Below are 16,784 nucleotides of genomic sequence, written 5' to 3'. Positions count from 1 at the left end.
TTTTATTTAAAATATTATTTTAACCAAACTCTCATCAACGAAGATAATTGCTCAACATTAACTGGTTTTGTTATATAATCAGACGCGCCAGATTCTATACATCTTTGTCTGTCTCCTTTCATGGCTTTTGCTGTAACGGCTATAATAGTCAAATCTTTATGTTTCGCATTTTGTCTAATGATTTTCATGGTTTCATAACCGTCCATTTCTGGCATCATGATATCCATCAGAACGATATCCATTTTAGTATTCTGATTTAAAATTTCAATCGCTTCATGACCGCTTTCGGCACTAATAACTTCTAATCCAAAACGTTCCAGTGCAGTTGTCAGCGCAAATAAATTTCGAACATCATCATCTACCAAAAGTACTTTTTTATTGATCAGAACATCTTCTTTCAAATAATAAGCTTCAATGCGCTCTTTCATACTTTCCGGCAAATCTTTATGCACGCGATGCAGGAATAGGGCAGCCTGGTCAACAAGTTCGTCTATTGAAACAGCACTTTTAGTAATGATACTGTGTGCAAAGCGGCTGAGTTTGCTGCGCTGTTTTTTATTGACATCGCCGGCAGAATGAATAATAATAGCTGTTTCCTGTCCGCTGATATTGTTTTCAAGATCAGTTAATAAATCTAATCCATCTGCATCAGGAAGCACCAAGTCTAAGATAATACAATCAAATGACTTTTTCTTGATAAGTTCAACTGCGTCTTTTGCTGTTAAAGCAGTCGAGATCGAAATGTCGTCTCCTTCAACGGCTTCGACAATTCGGTTTACTTCTGCTTGATTATCATCAACGACTAATAAATTCTTTTCTTTTTTATTTTTAAAATCATGAATATCATTAAAAAGAGCCGTCAATAAATCATTTTTAACCGGTTTAACGAGAAAGTTTCTAGCACCGCGTTTTAAACCTTTATTTCTTTCATCCTCGCCCGAAATAATATAAACCGGAATATGTCGAAGCGTAAAATCAGTTTTCAATCGGTCCAGAATTTTCCAGCCACTGGTATCTGGCATGTTAAGATCCATTGTAATCGCGTGAGGATGAAACTGATTGATGTAGTCGATCACATCATTCCCTTTTGTAGTCACCACAACTTTAATATCATGCTGATGCGCTCTTTCCAATAAAATTTTTGCAAAAGTCAAATTGTCTTCAGCAATTAATAATACTTTATCATCGGGTTTAATAATGGCTCTATCGTCGCCAACTTCATCTGCAAAGTATAAATCAATATCCGATTTGTTGAAACTTGAAGAAGGAAGCGATTTTAAACGACTTTTTCCAGCGTGAATAACATTCAATTCTTCATTGACGTTTATGTCTTCAATTTCAGCAAGATGAACGAATTTTAAAGGTAAAAACAGTGTGAATTTACTTCCAATGTTGGTGTCACTTTCCAATTCGATACTACCGCCCAATAAGTCAGAAAGACCACGGCTGATTGATAATCCTAAACCAGTTCCGCCATATTTACGGCTGGTCGACCCTTCTGCCTGTTGGAAAGCTTCAAAAATGATGTTTTGTTTTTCTTTCGATATCCCAATTCCGGTGTCTGAAATTTCGAAAGCAACTACAGCTTCAGCGTTTTCTAAACTGGAGTTTTTGGTTTTCCAATTATTATCTGCTTTATAAATGTTTAGTTTAACAGCGCCTTTTTCAGTGAATTTGAAGGAATTAGATAATAGATTTTTTAGAATTTGATTTAATCGTTGCGAATCCGTTTCCATTACCTCAGGAAGATTCGCATCCATTAAAATTTCGAAATTTAGATGTTTTGCCTGCGAAATAGGGTTGAAGGTAGATTCCACAAATCGGCTGATTTCGGCAAAACTAATCGGATTATAATCAACAGAAATATAACCAGATTCAATTTTTGAAAGATCCAGAATGTCATTAATCAGCTGAATTAAATCATCACCGCAGGAGTTGATAGTTTTAGCAAACTGAATTTGTTTTTCAGATAAATTTCCGTCTCGGTTCGCGATTAATTCATTAGCTAAAATCTGTAAACTATTCAAAGGTGTACGTAACTCATGTGACATATTCGCCAGGAATTCCGATTTATATTTTGAAGTCAGTGTAAGCTGATCTGCTTTTTCCTCCAGTGCTTTTCGGGCAACCTCAACCTCTTGGTTTTTAAGTTCCACTTCTTCTTTTTGATTGGCTAGCAAAATTGCTTTTTCTTCTAATTCTTCATTCGTATTTTTCAATACTTGCTGCTGACTTTTTAGTTCGCTTGCCAAAGATTGTGATTGAACCAACAATTCTTCAGTTCTTGAATTAGATTCAATCGTGTTTAGTACAATTCCGATACTTTCTGTCAATCCTTCAAGGAAATCTAAGTGCGTCTGATTAAATGTATCAAGAGAAGCCAATTCAATAACAGCTTTAAGTCGGCCCTCAAAAAGAACGGGAAGAATAATTACATCTTGCGGTTTTGCATTACCAAGCCCCGAATTAATTCGGATATAATCTTTTGGGACATTACTTAAAATAATACGTTCTTTTTCAATTGCCACCTGACCAATAAGTCCTTCGCCCATTGCATATTGCGTCATCGAATCTTTACGTTTTATATAAGCATAAGAAGCGATTAAATTCAGTTTTGAATCCATGAATTCTTCATCTTCTTCCAAAATATAGAAAAGTCCATGCTGTGCTGTAACAACAGTTGCAAGTTCAGAAAGGATTTTTTTAGTAACGGCATTCAGCTCTTTTTGACCTTGAAGCATTTGTGTAAACTTGGCTAAATTTGATTTCAGCCAGTCTTGTTCTTGATTACGTAAGGTAGTTGCTTTAAGATTTGAAATCATTTGATTGATAGTGTCTTTAAGTGCTTCAACTTCACCTTTTGCTTCAACACCAATTGTTCGCGTTAAATCGCCCTGGGTTACTGCCGATGCAACCTCAGAAATAGCACGAACCTGTGTAGTAAGATTCGCAGCCAACTGATTTACGTTTTCCGTTAGGTTTTTCCAAGTTCCAGAAGCTCCAGGAACGTTTGCCTGACCTCCAAGTTTTCCTTCGGCACCAACTTCACGTGCAACTGTTGTTACCTGATCAGAGAAAGTAGCTAGCGTATCAATCATTTCGTTGATTGTATCGGTCAATTGCGCTACTTCGCCTTTAGCATCAATAGATAATTTTTGCTTTAAATTCCCTTTTGCTACAGAAGTTACCACTTTCGCAATTCCACGTACTTGGCCTGTTAAGTTGGATGCCATTACGTTAACCGAATCTGTTAAATCTTTCCATGTTCCCGCAACCCCTTTTACTTCAGATTGTCCTCCAAGTTTTCCTTCCGTACCAACCTCACGAGCCACACGCGTTACTTCAGAAGCAAATGAATTTAATTGTTCCACCATCGTATTGAAAGTGTTTTTCAAATCGAGAATTTCCCCTTTTACGTCAACGGTAATTTGTTTCGAAAGGTCACCATTTGCAACCGCTTTGGTTACATCGGCAATATTACGTACCTGTCCTGTTAAATTGGAGGCCATCTGGTTAACCGAATCCGTTAAATCTTTCCATGTTCCTGCAACTCCGGGAACGAACGCTTGACCGCCTAATTTTCCGTCGGTACCAACCTCACGCGCCACACGAGTTACCTCAGAAGCAAAAGCACGAAGCTGATCTACCATGGTATTTACCGTTTCCTTTAATTGCAGAATCTCTCCACGAACGTCAGCGGTAATTTTTTTCGACATATCTCCATTCGCCACGGCAATTGTAACCTCGGCAATATTACGTACCTGAGTTGTTAAGTTACCCGCCATCTGATTAACAGAATCGGTTAAATCTTTCCAAGTTCCGGCAACACCCGGTACGTTGGCTTGACCTCCCAATTTTCCTTCCGTACCCACCTCACGCGCCACACGAGTTACCTCAGAGGCAAACTCACGAAGCTGATCCACCATCGTATTCAGGGTTTCTTTTAATTGAAGAATTTCCCCACGAACGTCAACGGTAATCTTTCTGGACATATCTCCATTTGCCACGGCAATTGCCACATCGGCAATATTACGTACCTGAGCGGTAAGATTTCCTGCCATCTGATTCACCGAATCGGTTAAATCTTTCCATGTTCCGGCAACACCTGGCACGTTGGCCTGTCCTCCCAATTTCCCTTCAGTTCCTACTTCTCGAGAAACCCTTGTTACCTCCGAAGCAAAACCTCGAAGCTGATCCACCATCGTATTAATTGTATTTTTAAGCTCTAAGATTTCTCCTTTTACGTCAACGGTAATTTGGAGCGATAAATCTCCTTTTGCTACCGCTGTCGTTACTTCGGCAATATTTCTTACTTGTCCTGTAAGGTTAGAAGCCATTTGGTTTACAGAGTCAGTTAAATCTTTCCATGTTCCACCAACACCTTCTACTTGTGCTTGACCACCGAGTTTTCCTTCAGTACCAACTTCACGTGCCACACGGGTAACTTCGGAAGCGAATGAATTCAGCTGACCCACCATTGTATTAATGGTATTTTTAAGCTCTAAGATTTCTCCTTTAGTATCAACGGTAATCTGACGTGATAAATCTCCTTTTGCCACGGCTGTTGTAACCTCAGCAATGTTACGTACTTGTCCGGTTAAGTTAGAGGCCATTTGGTTTACAGAATCGGTCAAATCTTTCCAGGTTCCTCCGACACCTTTTACTTTAGCCTGACCACCCAGTTTTCCTTCGGTACCAACCTCAAGTGCCACACGCGTCACCTCAGAAGAGAAGGAATTCAGCTGATCCACCATCGTATTAATGGTTTTTTTCAACTCAAGGATTTCGCCTTCGGCTACAGCCGTAATTTTCTTCGAAAGGTCACCATTGGCCACGGCAGTAGTTACCTCGGCAATATTTCTAACTTGTCCCGTAAGATTTGACGCCATCTGATTTACAGAATCGGTTAAATCTTTCCATGTTCCACCAACACCTTTTACTTTTGCCTGACCACCGAGTTTTCCTTCAGAACCTACTTCACGCGCCACACGCGTTACCTCAGAACCGAATGAGTTTAGCTGATCCACCATGGTATTGATGGTATTTTTTAATTCGAGGATTTCGCCCTCAACGTTTACAGTAATTTTTTTAGATAAATCGCCTTTTGCTACGGCAGTTGTAACCTCGGCAATATTACGTACTTGTCCGGTTAAGTTGGAGGCCATTTGGTTTACAGAATCGGTCAAATCTTTCCAAACGCCACCCACACCTCGTACTTTTGCCTGACCACCGAGTTTTCCTTCTGAACCTACTTCACGTGATACACGTGTTACCTCAGAAGAAAAGGAATTCAGCTGATCCACCATCGTATTAATGGTATCTTTCAACTCAAGAATTTCTCCTTTTACGTCAACGGTAATTTTTTTCGAAAGATCTCCTTTTGCCACCGCTGTTGTTACATCGGCAATATTTCTAACTTGTCCGGTAAGATTTGAAGCCATCTGATTTACAGAATCGGTTAAATCTTTCCAGGTTCCACCAACACCTTTTACTTGTGCCTGACCGCCCAATTTTCCCTCTGTACCAACCTCACGCGCCACACGGGTTACCTCTGAAGAAAAAGAGTTTAGCTGATCCACCATCGTATTAATGGTGTTTTTCAATTCCTGAATTTCTCCTTTTACGTCAACGGTAATTTTTTTGGATAAATCGCCTTTTGCTACCGCGGTTGTTACATCGGCAATGTTACGAACTTGACCAGTAAGGTTTGACGCCATTTTATTTACAGAATCGGTCAAATCTTTCCATACACCACCAACACCACGAACTTTTGCCTGACCTCCCAATTTTCCTTCGGTACCAACCTCGCGCGCCACACGCGTAACCTCCATAGAGAAAAGGTTCAGCTGTTTTACCATTCCGTTTACTTCTTTGGCAATTCGAAGAAATTCTCCCTGCAACGGATTTCCTTCAATAGCTAATGGCATTTCCTGTGATAGATTTCCTTTTGCAACTGATGTAATTACGTGTGCAATTTCAATCGTTGGGTGAACCAAATCAGAAATTAGGGTATTTACAGAATCAACACACGAACTCCAAGAACCGCGCGCACCGTCGAGCACTACGCGATTGGTCAGTTTTCCTTGTTTACCAATACTTTTTCCAACCTTTTGAAATTCAAAAACCATTCTTTCGTTAAGGTCAATGATTTCATTTAATGTATCGCAGATAGCTCTCTTTGTTCCATCTTGATCGGTTGGAAAACGTTGCGAAAAATTACCGTTTTTGACTTTCAGCAAAATCTTCAAAAATTCAGCATCACTAAGAATTGATTCCTCAGTTTTATTTTTCTTGCTTTTGCGTTCTGCTGTTTGTTCTTCTGTAATAACAGGCAGCGCAATCAGCACGTCATTTTTTGGTGTTTTATTTTTGTGAATTTTATTTTTCATAATTGGTGGCGTTGCAGCAGGTTTAGTTTTTGGAGATTTGGTAGTTTTAAGTTATGAATTATGAGTTTTATTTTTTTATATTTCACTTTTAACTCATAATTTATAACTCATAATTATTTATACGTTTTCATTCAATAAAATTTTCCTTAAATGAAATTGGACAAATGCATCCATTGAGTCAGATCTTTTTGTGTTATCAGTATAATTAAGTGGTTTTATGATATAGCCTGAAATTCCTAAATTTTCGGCAGTTTCGCGATCACTGCTTTCAGACGAAGTTGTCATGATAAACACTTTTAAGTCTTTCAAGTTTTCATCGGCTCTTAGGATTCTTAAAAATTCAATTCCGTTCATTTTGGGCATATTAATATCCAGTAGAATGACATCTGGTACAAGCGGATTTTCATTTTTTCGCAACATTTGAAGTGCTTCAAGACCATTATAGGCAGTGTGAAGATCATATTTGATCTCCAGCTTTTTTAATGATCGGTCTACTGAAATTGTATCCAATTCATCATCTTCTATTAATAAAATATTAGGCTTTCTCATATTGTTTGTTATTTCTCCAGGTGAAGGTAATTGTGGTTCCTTCGCCCAGTTTTGATTCGACATGAATGCTTTCTCCCTGATCGTCAATAATTTTTTTAACAATGGCAAGACCTACACCGGTGCTTTCCATTTCATTTTTTTCTCTCAATGTCTGGAAAATTTCAAATATTTTTTGATGATATTCTTCAGCGATGCCAATGCCGTTGTCTTTTACTGAAAACTCATAAATGTTGTTCACTTTAATGCATTTTATTTCGATAAATGAATTTTCGGGTTTCGAATATTTTACAGCATTACTTATTAAATTTGAAAAAATCTGTTCGAGTTTTAAGCGTTCTGTAACAAGTTCTGGCAGGTTAATTATTTCGAGTTTGAATGCTCTCGGAACTATTGATTGGGCAATTTCATGAACAAGTAAATTCGTATCGACAATTTCGGGAGAAGTTCTTCTGTTGATACGGGCGTATTCTAAAAGTCCGTTAATCAAAGCCTCCATACGCTGTGTTCTTTTCGGAATTATATTCAGATAATTTCTTAGAGCGGGAGAGAGCTCGTTTGATAAATCTTCTTCAATCCAGCTGATTACATTGTAAATTCCACGCAATGGCGCTTTTAAATCATGAGAAACAACATAAGCAAACTTGTTAAGTTCTTCATTTTTGTTTTCCAGTTCCTGAATATTCTTTTCAAGGCGGCGCGACATGATATTTAAAGATGATGCAAGTGCACTCAATTCATCATTCTTATAATCCTGAACAATTGTAAAACGGCCTTTCGAAATCGTATCAGCCACACGTACCATCGAATTTATTCGTTTAGTAATCATCATTACAATGTATGCCGTACTGCATATTCCGACGAAAATTGTCAGCGATAAAAAAACTAATGAATAGGTTCTAGCATTTTTTAACGAATGCATAAGCATTTCGCTATGATGCGTTCTTGTTTTGTATTCGATTTTATCAAATGTTTTGAACTTTTTGGTAATAGAATCGTTGATATTTTTTCCAATATGCTTTTTCAGTTTATTATCTAAAAGATATTGATATGTTGCAGGATTTTCTCTTCTTGCCCGAATTAATTCAGATGTATAAGACAGCCATTGACCGTGAAGAGTATTTATTGAATCTAGAATTGAAGATTGAATCTGATTGCTGTCAATAAGCGTATGCTGTTCTATAAAATAACCAGGTACTTTTTCTATTCCGCCATAATAAGGTGCTAGATAAGTACTGTCATTAGTCAGTAAATAACCTCGTACAGCACTTTGCATTTGTAAAATAGCTCTGTGTGTTTTATTTGAATTGCGAATTACGGCTTCTGATTTTGAAAGAAACTGTGAGTTTTGATTTACTTTAAGAGACAACCTGTAATTCGTATACGAATCTGCAGCAGAAAGCAAAATGATAAGCGTAAAAGCTAAAATTATTTGAGTGGATAATTTCATTGTTCTTCTGTTAAGAAAATCGCATTAAATAATTAAAAAATAAATTATCTGAAATTGGACATATTTTGCATTTTCGAAAAAATAACTATAATGTAAAATCGCTTATAATCTTCTTTAGTTCATTGAAATCACTAGGTTTCGAAATAAATTCTTGCGCTCCGTAACTTCTGGCTTTTAGTTTTGTTTCTTCGAATTGTGAAGTTGAAAAAACTACGATTGGAATATCTTGAATACGTTTTTGTGTCTTGATTGCCGCTAGAAATTCAAAACCAGACATGATAGGCATATTCAGATCAAGAAATATAATATCTGGGCTAAGTTCCTGACGAATTAGTTTATTGAGCGCTTCAACAGCATTGTGCATTGCAGTATAATCAGCATCAGATACTGCCTGAAGTGCTTCCATAAAAAACTCGCAATCGTCAACATCATCGTCAATTTGCAGTATATTTTTATAAATCATATATGTTTTTGGTTTAATTAAAAGATGAATCTCGTATACTGCATTATTTGGTTAATTAAACGCCAATACAATATTTTAAATAATAAATGGGGAATTTATTAGTCAATTTTAGCGCTTAAAAATGTCTGTTGATGATTAAAAGCTTGGGCGTAATCTTCATCATCATATTGAGGTACACGGCTATAATTTGTAATTGAGATAAAAAAAACAGCAGTGTGTATTTTGAAGTAAAAATGTTTCATAGAATTCAGAATTTTTGGTGTTAATTCGTCTATGAAAGTAGAAATAAGATTTCCCTTTCTTTTACATGATTTTAGTACAATGTTATATAATTATCACATTGCTCGTGATTTTAGGAAGTAAAAAATATAAATGAATTGAAGATCAGAGGTTTTTGAAATTTTCTTTTTGAGTTTTTTAGCGAATCTTACCCTATGTTACTAAATAATTTTGCTGTATAAATTTTATGGACGTTTAAACAAAGTATATTCGGACGTTTAAACAAAATTGATGCTTTGTGTCACCTATACCTTTGTTCCATTCAGAAACAATTAAAAATTTTCAAAAAATGGAACAGAATAATTATCAGGGAGCACAGCAAAAACCAGTTAATTCTGGATTTAATTCTTCATCAACAGCAAGTGATGTAATAAAAGGCATTGACCTTACAGGCAAAATTGCAATCGTGACAGGAGGAAATACGGGAATTGGCTTGGAAACCGTAAAAGCACTGGCAAATGCAGGCGCAACAGTTATAGTCGCGGCAAGAGATATTGAAAAAGCAAATCGAAATCTGGCCGAAATTAAAAACACAGAAGTTGAAGCAATGGATTTAACGGATCCAAAATCGATTGATGCATTTGCCGAAAAATTTTTGAGTTCAAATCGACCGCTTCATTTACTGATTAACAATGCAGGTATAATGTGGGTACCACTCCGCAGAAACAGCAAAGGTATCGAATCACAATTGGCAACTAATTATTTGGCTCAGTTTCAACTTGTCGCTAGATTATGGCCCGCTTTAAAAAAAGCAAATGGAGCAAGAGTCGTTAATGTATCTTCGCAAGGACATCAGTTTGGTGATTTTAATTTTGATGATCCCAATTTTTTTAATCGTGAATATGAGACATTGCAGGCTTACGGTCAGTCAAAAACAGCGAGTAATTTATTTGCGTTAGAATTAGACCAAAGGGCAAAAGAACACAAAGTGAGAGCGTATTCACTCCATCCAGGCTCAATTGGCGGAACCGAATTAGCCAGAGAAGCACCACTGGAATTATTTATTAAAATGGGTTTTTGCGATGCTGAAGGAAATATTCAGCCAGAAGTTGCAGCTTCTCTTAAAACAATACCTCAAGGTGCCGCAACTACAGTTTGGTGCGCAGTGAGTCCAAAACTGAATACTATTGGAGGCGTTTATTGTGAAGATTCAGAAATTGCATCAATTGCTATTGGCGATTCAATAACTCCGGGCGTTAAAACCTATTCATTAGATCAAGATAATGCTAAACGTTTGTGGACTTTAAGTGAAGAAATGACAGGTATTAAATTCAATATTAAGTAAGCAAAATCAACACTGTTTTTTTATTTTTTAATATCTTTAGAAGAATAAAGATTAAATAATAAAAGCAGTGTTTTTTATTAGAAAAAAGAAAATGAATTACGAAGCAAAATACATTACCGAAGATATTAAGCTTTCCAGATATGAAGACACGTTCTTCAAGTCAGATATTATGTTTGAACATCATATGCTGATATGGTTTATTTCGGGCGAAACAAAAATTGTGCAGGCCGATGCGACTTATGTTTTTAAAAAAGGAGATATTTTTTTAATACCAAGAAATCAATTAGCAACTATCATTAATTATCCTAAAGACGGAGAGCCACATAAAACGGTTGTCATGCATTTATCAATACAAAAACTGCGTGATTTTTATGCCAAACAAGATATAAAACCAAAAGCTTTAGAATCACAAAAAATTCACAGTTTCAATAATCATCCTTTGCTGGAAAGTTGTCTGGCATCATTGATTCCCTATTTTGATATGGAAGAATTGCCAAATGATATTGCTCATTTGAAAATAACAGAAGCAATCACAATTCTTAGAACAATTGACAAAGACATTGATCATGTGTTGGCTAATTTTGAAGAACCCGGCAAAATTGATTTAGCAGGATATATGGAGAAGAACTTTATGTTCAACCTGCCTTTAGAAAGATTCAGTTATTTGACCGGGAGAAGTTTGACTACATTTAAAAGAGATTTCAGCAAAACATTTGACACCACGCCGCAGCGATGGCTTACTAGGAAAAGATTAGAATTGGCACATTACCAATTTGCAGAAAAAAGGAAAAAACCAATTGATGTTTGTTTCGAAACTGGATTTGAAAACCTTTCGCATTTTTCGGCTGCATTTAAGAAGAGATTTGGATATGCGCCAACAGATTTATTGAATAAATTAAATACTAACAATTAGTAAATAGAGCAAAACATGCCTTGGAATCCTGAAGTATATAATAAATTTAAAGATATTCGATTTAAGCCTTTTGTTGATTTGATGGATCTTATAGAACCGATTGATTCTGGAAATGCCATTGATTTGGGCTGTGGAACAGGGGAGCAGTCGATTTTTTTAGCAGAAAAATTTAAGCAACTAAACTTTTTAGGTGTTGATTCCTCAACGGAAATGCTGGAGAAATCAAAAGTTTTTGAGACAGAAAATCTTCATTTTCAGCAATCGACAATTGAAGGCATCGCCGATTCTGATAAAAAATGGGATTTAGTTTTCAGCAACGCAGCATTGCAATGGTCAGACAATCATGAAGCTTTATTTCCAAAATTGATTAAATCACTAAATTCTAGCGGACAGTTTGCTGTTCAAATGCCTGTTCAGAAAGAAAATACGCTGAATAAACTATTATATGACGTAGCAAATGAAGAGCCTTTTAAAAGCTATCTCAAAGGTTGGAAAAGAGATTCTCCAGTTTTGAGCATGGATCAATATGCGCAAATAATGTTTGACGGAAATCTTGAAAATATTCAGATTATGACAAAAGTATATCCCATAATCGCTCAAAATCACGATGCGCTTTTCGATTTTATTTCAGGTTCCGCGCTGATTCCGTATATGGAACTTTTGCAAGAGGATCAACAGCAACTTTTTGCTAAGAAATTTAAAGAGAGAATAGCAGTTAATTTCCCAAAACTTCCCGCTATTTATGCTTTTAAGAGAATTTTTCTTTATGGTGTTAAAGCTTAAACTATAAGTTTATTGGGTTTAATAATAGAAAAAAATGGTTTAACACATAGAAACATAGATTTTAAAATGTTAAAAAAAGATAATGGTAAAAAATCTAGATTTTCACACATAGCTATGTTTGTTATTAAAAGTGAAACGCCTTCTATAAGTTTACAAAATCTATGTCTCTATGTGTTGAAAATAATTATGCTCAACGGATTGAATTCAGCATAAGCCGATCTTTAAACGACCGCCTTATGCAATTTTTTATGAACCGCTTTTGCTGAAGATTGTTTCTTTGTTTTTTTCTTCTTTTTCAGCCAAATAATAAATCCTGTAATTGGCAGACTCGCAGCAATCAAACTGGCAAGAAAAGCGATGATTTTGCCAAATAACCCGAAAAATCTTCCCGTGTGAATATCATAGTTAGAAGCTTCTATTGTATCGGCAGTATTAAAATCTTCGTACAATTTATAGCGAAGCTTTTGCCCCGTTTTTGGATCAAAATAAAATGTATTTTGTTTTCGTGACCACTTATAAGGGTAAAGCATTCTTAATCGTAATTCTTTCCCCTTTTTTATTGAAAATGTTACGGTGTTTGCACCGGGATAGTTTTGATTTTCAGTTTTGTAGATTCTGTCATAACGCGCTGCCAAAGATTCTTTTTGTAAAATTGGTTGAGCTATTACTTCTCGACCTTCACTGAGTTTTGTTCCTGTTGCAAAAGCAGTCACATTTTTAACTTCTTTAAAAGCAAAAAATAACCCTGTAAATACAATTACAATCAAAAAAAAGGAAGCATAAAATCCTAATACATTGTGCAAATCATAATTAACTCTTTTAATAGAACCGCTCCATTTAATAGTCAGAGATTGTTTTAAAGATCTCATTTGCTGTGGAAACCATAAAATTAATCCGGTAATAAGCATCAATGCAAAAAGTACAACTGCCCAGCGCTGTATAAAACTTCCTGTTTCGCCTAAAAGCAGTTCTGTATGAAGCTTTCTAACAATAGTGAGCCAATCTTGTTTTTCGCTGTTAATTAAAGTTGCATCATACGGATTAAAATAATAGGTTTTCTTTTTTGTAGAAAGTTCTACCGCGGCATTCGGATTTTTTTGATTGATTTTGATCGAAGTAATTTTTTCCTTTGGAAATTCCTTCTGAAAACTGCTGACAATTTTTTCAAGTCCAGCAAAAGGTTTTTCCTGAATTGGAACAACTACTTTTTCTTCTTTCGAGAAACTTCTTATTTCTTCTTCAAAAACATAAATGCAGCCCGTAATACTAATTATAAAAACAATAAGTCCGGTTGCTAATCCAATCCATAAATGAATTTGGCGCGCTGTATTTTTAATTTGTTTTGAAATCATAAAAAGAGGTAATTCTTTGGCAGAATATTAAGATGATGCGGGCAAATATAACTGTATTTTAGAAACAGTCCAAATAATAATAGAGCAATAAACTGTTATCCTTTAGTTTGTATTACACGTTTATATTTAAATTTTTTTTCTGAAAAAATAACGAACTTCAGTTGATATTTTCAATTTAATATTGTTCTTTTGCGCCTTAATTTAGAATAAGTATAAATAAGAATAACATGAAGATAGCATTACATTTAATTCCCACATTTATAAAATTATCCAGTTTTAGAAGCAATGCAGCCATTATGCTGTTTTTTACTATTTTTAATTGTGGATTTCTTCAAGCCCAAACCGCTTCATCAGGGCAAATTTCTGGAAGTGTAATTACCAATGAAGGAAATGCTGGTCAAGGAGTAGTAGTAAAATTGGTTGAAGTAAATAAAACCGCTGTGACCAACTCAGCTGGAAATTATGAGTTTAAAAAAGTTCCGTTTGGAAAATATACTTTAGAAGTGACCATGTCAGGTTATGAATCTTCTTTAGAAACTGTTGAAGTTACAGAACAAACACCATCAGTTGCTGTTGATATCAAAGTAAATTCATCGATAGAAAATTTAGATGATGTAGTCATTAGAACTGGAGGAAACAGATTTGCGAAAAAAGAAAGTATTGATGTTGCTAAAATGCCTCTGAAAAACATTGAAAATTCACAGGTTTATATTGTGGTCAGCAAAGAATTAATGAAGGAACAGGTTGTAACAGATTATAACAGTGCTTTTAAAAATGTTCCAGGTGCTGGTATTGCCGAAGTTAGAAACCAAGGTCGTACTACTTCAATTTCAAGAGGTTTTCCTACGCCGCAAGTGGTTAGAAACGGTGTTGGAAGCTTTACATACACTACAATTGACCCTTCAAATTTAGAGCGAATTGAGGTTATCAAAGGGCCGTCTGCAACACTTTTTGGAAGTACATTATCATCATTTGGCGGTTTGTTTAACCGTGTAACCAAAAAGCCTTTTGACACTTTTAAAGGTGAAGTGTCGTATTCAGCAGCGAGCTGGGACCTTAACCGATTGACTTTTGATGTTAATACGCCTATAAATCAAGACAAAACGGCTTTATTGAGAATTAATACGGCGTTGCACAGTGAAAGAAGTTTTCAGGATGCTGGATTCAATAAAAACTTTTCTATTGCGCCAAGTTTTTCATACGAAATCAATGACCGATTAACACTTTTAATTGATGCCGAATTTAGTATGTACAAAGCTACTTCACCAACTAGACTTGCTCCGTTTGTTGTGGCAAACACACAAAGTAGTATTGAGGCACTTGATATCCCTTATAAATTATCATTTGCAAATAATACGATCAATTATACAAGTCAGCAATACAATATTTTTGCGCAGTTGAAATATAAAATGTCTGATGAATGGACCTCTCAAACTATATTGTCAAGAACAAGATCATCGTCTGATGGTTATGTAGTGGCTTTGCAAATGAGATCGCCTACAACATTAAGACAGCAGGTAACCTTTCAGGAATCACCATTTTATGGAACTGATATTCAGCAAAATTTTATTGGGAAATTTAATATTGGAAAACTTAAAAATAGAGTAGTGGCTGGTTTGGATTTTTATAGTCTGCGTGCTACAAGAAATGATGCGATAGTGAATATGCCAGCAATGGATTATAAGAAGCCAGGTGCGGCTTACGATAACTTTAATATCCAAAAAGTAGAGCCAATGTTTGCCAATGCTACTTTTACAAATTTTGTATCTAACGATGAGGATACATATAGCGCTTATGTTTCTGATGTTTTGAATGTAACCGAGAAATTATTAGTGATGGGTGGTGTTCGTATTGATAAATATGAGAATCATGGCACTTATTATCCTAGCAAGGATTCTATTGCAGGAAATTATAACCAGACAGCAGTTTCTCCAAAATTTGGTGTTGTTTATCAAATCGTAAAAGATAAAGTTGCAGCGTTTGGTAATTATATGAATGGTTTTAGTAATGTTTCTGGTTCTGATTTCTACGGAAATACTTTCAAACCAAATCAGGCTAATCAATGGGAAGGTGGTTTTAAATTTGATCTCAATAAAATATCGGCTACACTTAGTTATTATGATATTGCTGTAACCAATATAACACGTGATGATCCTGATCATGTTAACTATTCCATTCAGGATGGAACGCAGGTTAGTAAAGGTTTTGAAGCAGAGTTGATTGCCAATCCGATTTCAGGATTAAATATCGTTGCAGGTTATACTTATAATGATAGTAAATACGAAAAGAGTAACGCCAGTGTTCAAGGCTTAAGGCCAACAACTGCCGGATCTCCGAGAACAGCTAACTTATGGGCAAGTTATAGACTTGTTACAGGTCCTGCGCAAGGTTTAGGAATTGGTTTTGGAGGTATTTACGGAAGTGAATATTATCAGACGAATACAACAACTTTCAAATTCTCAATTCCGTCTTATACAGTTCTGGATGCTTCGCTTTTTTATGATCAGCCAAGATATAGGCTTGGTCTAAAGGTAGATAACTTAACGAATGAAAAATACTGGTCATACAGGCTTGCTGCACAAAATCCAACACGTGTAACAGCAAATGTGACGTTTAAGTTTTAAGACTTTCCAATATTTGGATAATAAAATTTTAGAATACATAAAAAAGGATTGTTTCATTTATTTTGAAACAATCCTTTTGTCTTTTTATATTGAAATCTTGTGCCTTTTTAAACAAAAATATCAATATAAGTAACTTCATCAGATAATGGAGTGATACCGTGTTTATGAAGTGCATTAAAGTATAAACTGTCTCCCGCTTTAAGTACATATTCGGTATCGCCAACCTGCATCTTCATATTGCCTTCAATTACAAAAACAAATTCTTCTCCTTCATGCGATAATTGATGCGGGATAACTTCGCCTTTGCGGGCTACAAACAAAAAAGGCTGCATTTTTTTATTATGATATGCAGATGCATAAGGAAAAATATGATACCCTTTTTCTGTTTTTATCAATTTATCCATTGCAGTTTTATAGCTTGTTACAATAGTTTTATCCCAGCTTTCCTGTTCCAGTAAACCAGAGATAGAAGTGCCCAAAATCGAAGCTATTTTTACAAGAGCAGCAACGGAAGGAACAGCTTTATTGTTTTCTATTTTGGAAATCATGCTTTTGGATAATCCGCAACTGTCGGCGATTTCCTGCAGCGTTCTTTTTTGGCTTGTACGAAGCAATTTTATTCTTGTACCAACTTCAATATCATTTCCAATAATAGCAGTGCTGTTTTTGTTTTCTTTTTCCAAAATAGTTAGTTCGCTTT

11 protein-coding genes are annotated in these 16,784 nt (G+C 35.6%); 4 read left to right on the top strand and 7 right to left on the bottom strand.

The genetic code is table 11. The features are described from left to right. Nucleotides 1-14: 14 nt before the first annotated feature. From EV145_RS04940 to EV145_RS22350, 5 genes are all read right to left on the bottom strand, one after another. Complete coding sequence (locus tag EV145_RS04940) at nucleotides 15-6,389, bottom strand: HAMP domain-containing protein (RefSeq protein WP_133524107.1); 6,375 nt, start codon at nucleotides 6,387-6,389, stop codon at nucleotides 15-17. Nucleotides 6,390-6,506: 117 nt separating this feature from the next. Beyond that, on the bottom strand, nucleotides 6,507-6,938 hold the full coding sequence (locus EV145_RS04935; protein ID WP_133524106.1) for a response regulator: 432 nt from the start codon (nucleotides 6,936-6,938) through the stop codon (nucleotides 6,507-6,509). Continuing rightward, nucleotides 6,925-8,385 carry an ATP-binding protein gene (locus EV145_RS04930; RefSeq protein ID WP_133524105.1) on the bottom strand — a complete coding sequence of 487 codons (1,461 nt, stop codon included), beginning with the start codon at nucleotides 8,383-8,385 and terminating at the stop codon, nucleotides 6,925-6,927. The genes EV145_RS04935 and EV145_RS04930 overlap by 14 nt, the downstream gene beginning before the upstream one ends. Before the next feature lie 85 nt (nucleotides 8,386-8,470). Then, nucleotides 8,471-8,848 (bottom strand): response regulator, encoded by a 378-nt coding sequence (locus tag EV145_RS04925; protein ID WP_133524104.1) that lies wholly within the window; start codon nucleotides 8,846-8,848, stop codon nucleotides 8,471-8,473. A gap of 98 nt (nucleotides 8,849-8,946) precedes the next feature. After that, nucleotides 8,947-9,090: a hypothetical protein gene (locus EV145_RS22350; protein WP_166638409.1), complete on the bottom strand. Its 144-nt coding sequence runs from the start codon at nucleotides 9,088-9,090 to the stop codon at nucleotides 8,947-8,949. A 326-nt stretch (nucleotides 9,091-9,416) separates the two neighbouring features. Here EV145_RS22350 and EV145_RS04920 point away from each other — a divergent pair, with 326 nt between their 5' ends. From EV145_RS04920 to EV145_RS04910, 3 genes are all read left to right on the top strand, one after another. Then, nucleotides 9,417-10,412 (top strand): SDR family NAD(P)-dependent oxidoreductase, encoded by a 996-nt coding sequence (locus EV145_RS04920; protein WP_133524103.1) that lies wholly within the window; start codon nucleotides 9,417-9,419, stop codon nucleotides 10,410-10,412. Between the two features lie 91 nt (nucleotides 10,413-10,503). Continuing rightward, the gene (locus EV145_RS04915; protein ID WP_133524102.1) at nucleotides 10,504-11,325 is read left to right on the top strand and encodes an AraC family transcriptional regulator; all 822 of its coding nucleotides are present in this window, start codon (nucleotides 10,504-10,506) and stop codon (nucleotides 11,323-11,325) included. Between the two features lie 15 nt (nucleotides 11,326-11,340). Beyond that, a complete protein-coding gene (locus EV145_RS04910) occupies nucleotides 11,341-12,108 on the top strand; it encodes a methyltransferase domain-containing protein (protein ID WP_133524101.1) in 768 nt (255 codons plus the stop codon). Between the two features lie 221 nt (nucleotides 12,109-12,329). On the opposite strand, the gene EV145_RS04905 is transcribed toward EV145_RS04910, so the two are convergent. Then, nucleotides 12,330-13,460 carry a PepSY-associated TM helix domain-containing protein gene (locus EV145_RS04905; protein WP_133524100.1) on the bottom strand — a complete coding sequence of 377 codons (1,131 nt, stop codon included), beginning with the start codon at nucleotides 13,458-13,460 and terminating at the stop codon, nucleotides 12,330-12,332. A gap of 227 nt (nucleotides 13,461-13,687) precedes the next feature. On the opposite strand from EV145_RS04905, the gene EV145_RS04900 reads away from it, so the two are divergent. Continuing rightward, nucleotides 13,688-16,084, top strand: a complete 2,397-nt coding sequence (locus EV145_RS04900) for a TonB-dependent receptor (RefSeq protein WP_243739199.1) — start codon at nucleotides 13,688-13,690, stop codon at nucleotides 16,082-16,084. Nucleotides 16,085-16,191: 107 nt separating this feature from the next. Here EV145_RS04900 and EV145_RS04895 read toward each other — a convergent pair whose 3' ends face one another. Continuing rightward, on the bottom strand, nucleotides 16,192-16,767 hold the full coding sequence (locus EV145_RS04895; RefSeq protein ID WP_243739198.1) for a helix-turn-helix domain-containing protein: 576 nt from the start codon (nucleotides 16,765-16,767) through the stop codon (nucleotides 16,192-16,194). Nucleotides 16,768-16,784 lie beyond the last annotated feature (17 nt).

It is taken from the genome of Flavobacterium sp. 245 (genome assembly GCF_004362055.1).
Lineage (GTDB): Bacteria > Bacteroidota > Bacteroidia > Flavobacteriales > Flavobacteriaceae > Flavobacterium.
Note: the sequence above shows the minus strand (reverse complement) of the source record. Positions and strands in the feature narration are given on the sequence as shown.

Bases quoted from the DNA above. Each gene is read 5' to 3' on its own strand.
- EV145_RS04930 (WP_133524105.1), bottom strand. From the start codon at position 8,385: ATGAAATTATCCACTCAAATAATTTTAGCTTTTACGCTTATCATTTTG.
- EV145_RS04915 (WP_133524102.1), top strand. From the start codon at position 10,504: ATGAATTACGAAGCAAAATACATTACCGAAGATATTAAGCTTTCCAGA.
- EV145_RS22350 (WP_166638409.1), bottom strand. From the start codon at position 9,090: ATGAAACATTTTTACTTCAAAATACACACTGCTGTTTTTTTTATCTCA.
- EV145_RS04925 (WP_133524104.1), bottom strand. From the start codon at position 8,848: ATGATTTATAAAAATATACTGCAAATTGACGATGATGTTGACGATTGC.
- EV145_RS04905 (WP_133524100.1), bottom strand. From the start codon at position 13,460: ATGATTTCAAAACAAATTAAAAATACAGCGCGCCAAATTCATTTATGG.
- EV145_RS04910 (WP_133524101.1), top strand. From the start codon at position 11,341: ATGCCTTGGAATCCTGAAGTATATAATAAATTTAAAGATATTCGATTT.
- EV145_RS04935 (WP_133524106.1), bottom strand. From the start codon at position 6,938: ATGAGAAAGCCTAATATTTTATTAATAGAAGATGATGAATTGGATACA.
- EV145_RS04920 (WP_133524103.1), top strand. From the start codon at position 9,417: ATGGAACAGAATAATTATCAGGGAGCACAGCAAAAACCAGTTAATTCT.
- EV145_RS04940 (WP_133524107.1), bottom strand. From the start codon at position 6,389: ATGAAAAATAAAATTCACAAAAATAAAACACCAAAAAATGACGTGCTG.
- EV145_RS04900 (WP_243739199.1), top strand. From the start codon at position 13,688: ATGAAGATAGCATTACATTTAATTCCCACATTTATAAAATTATCCAGT.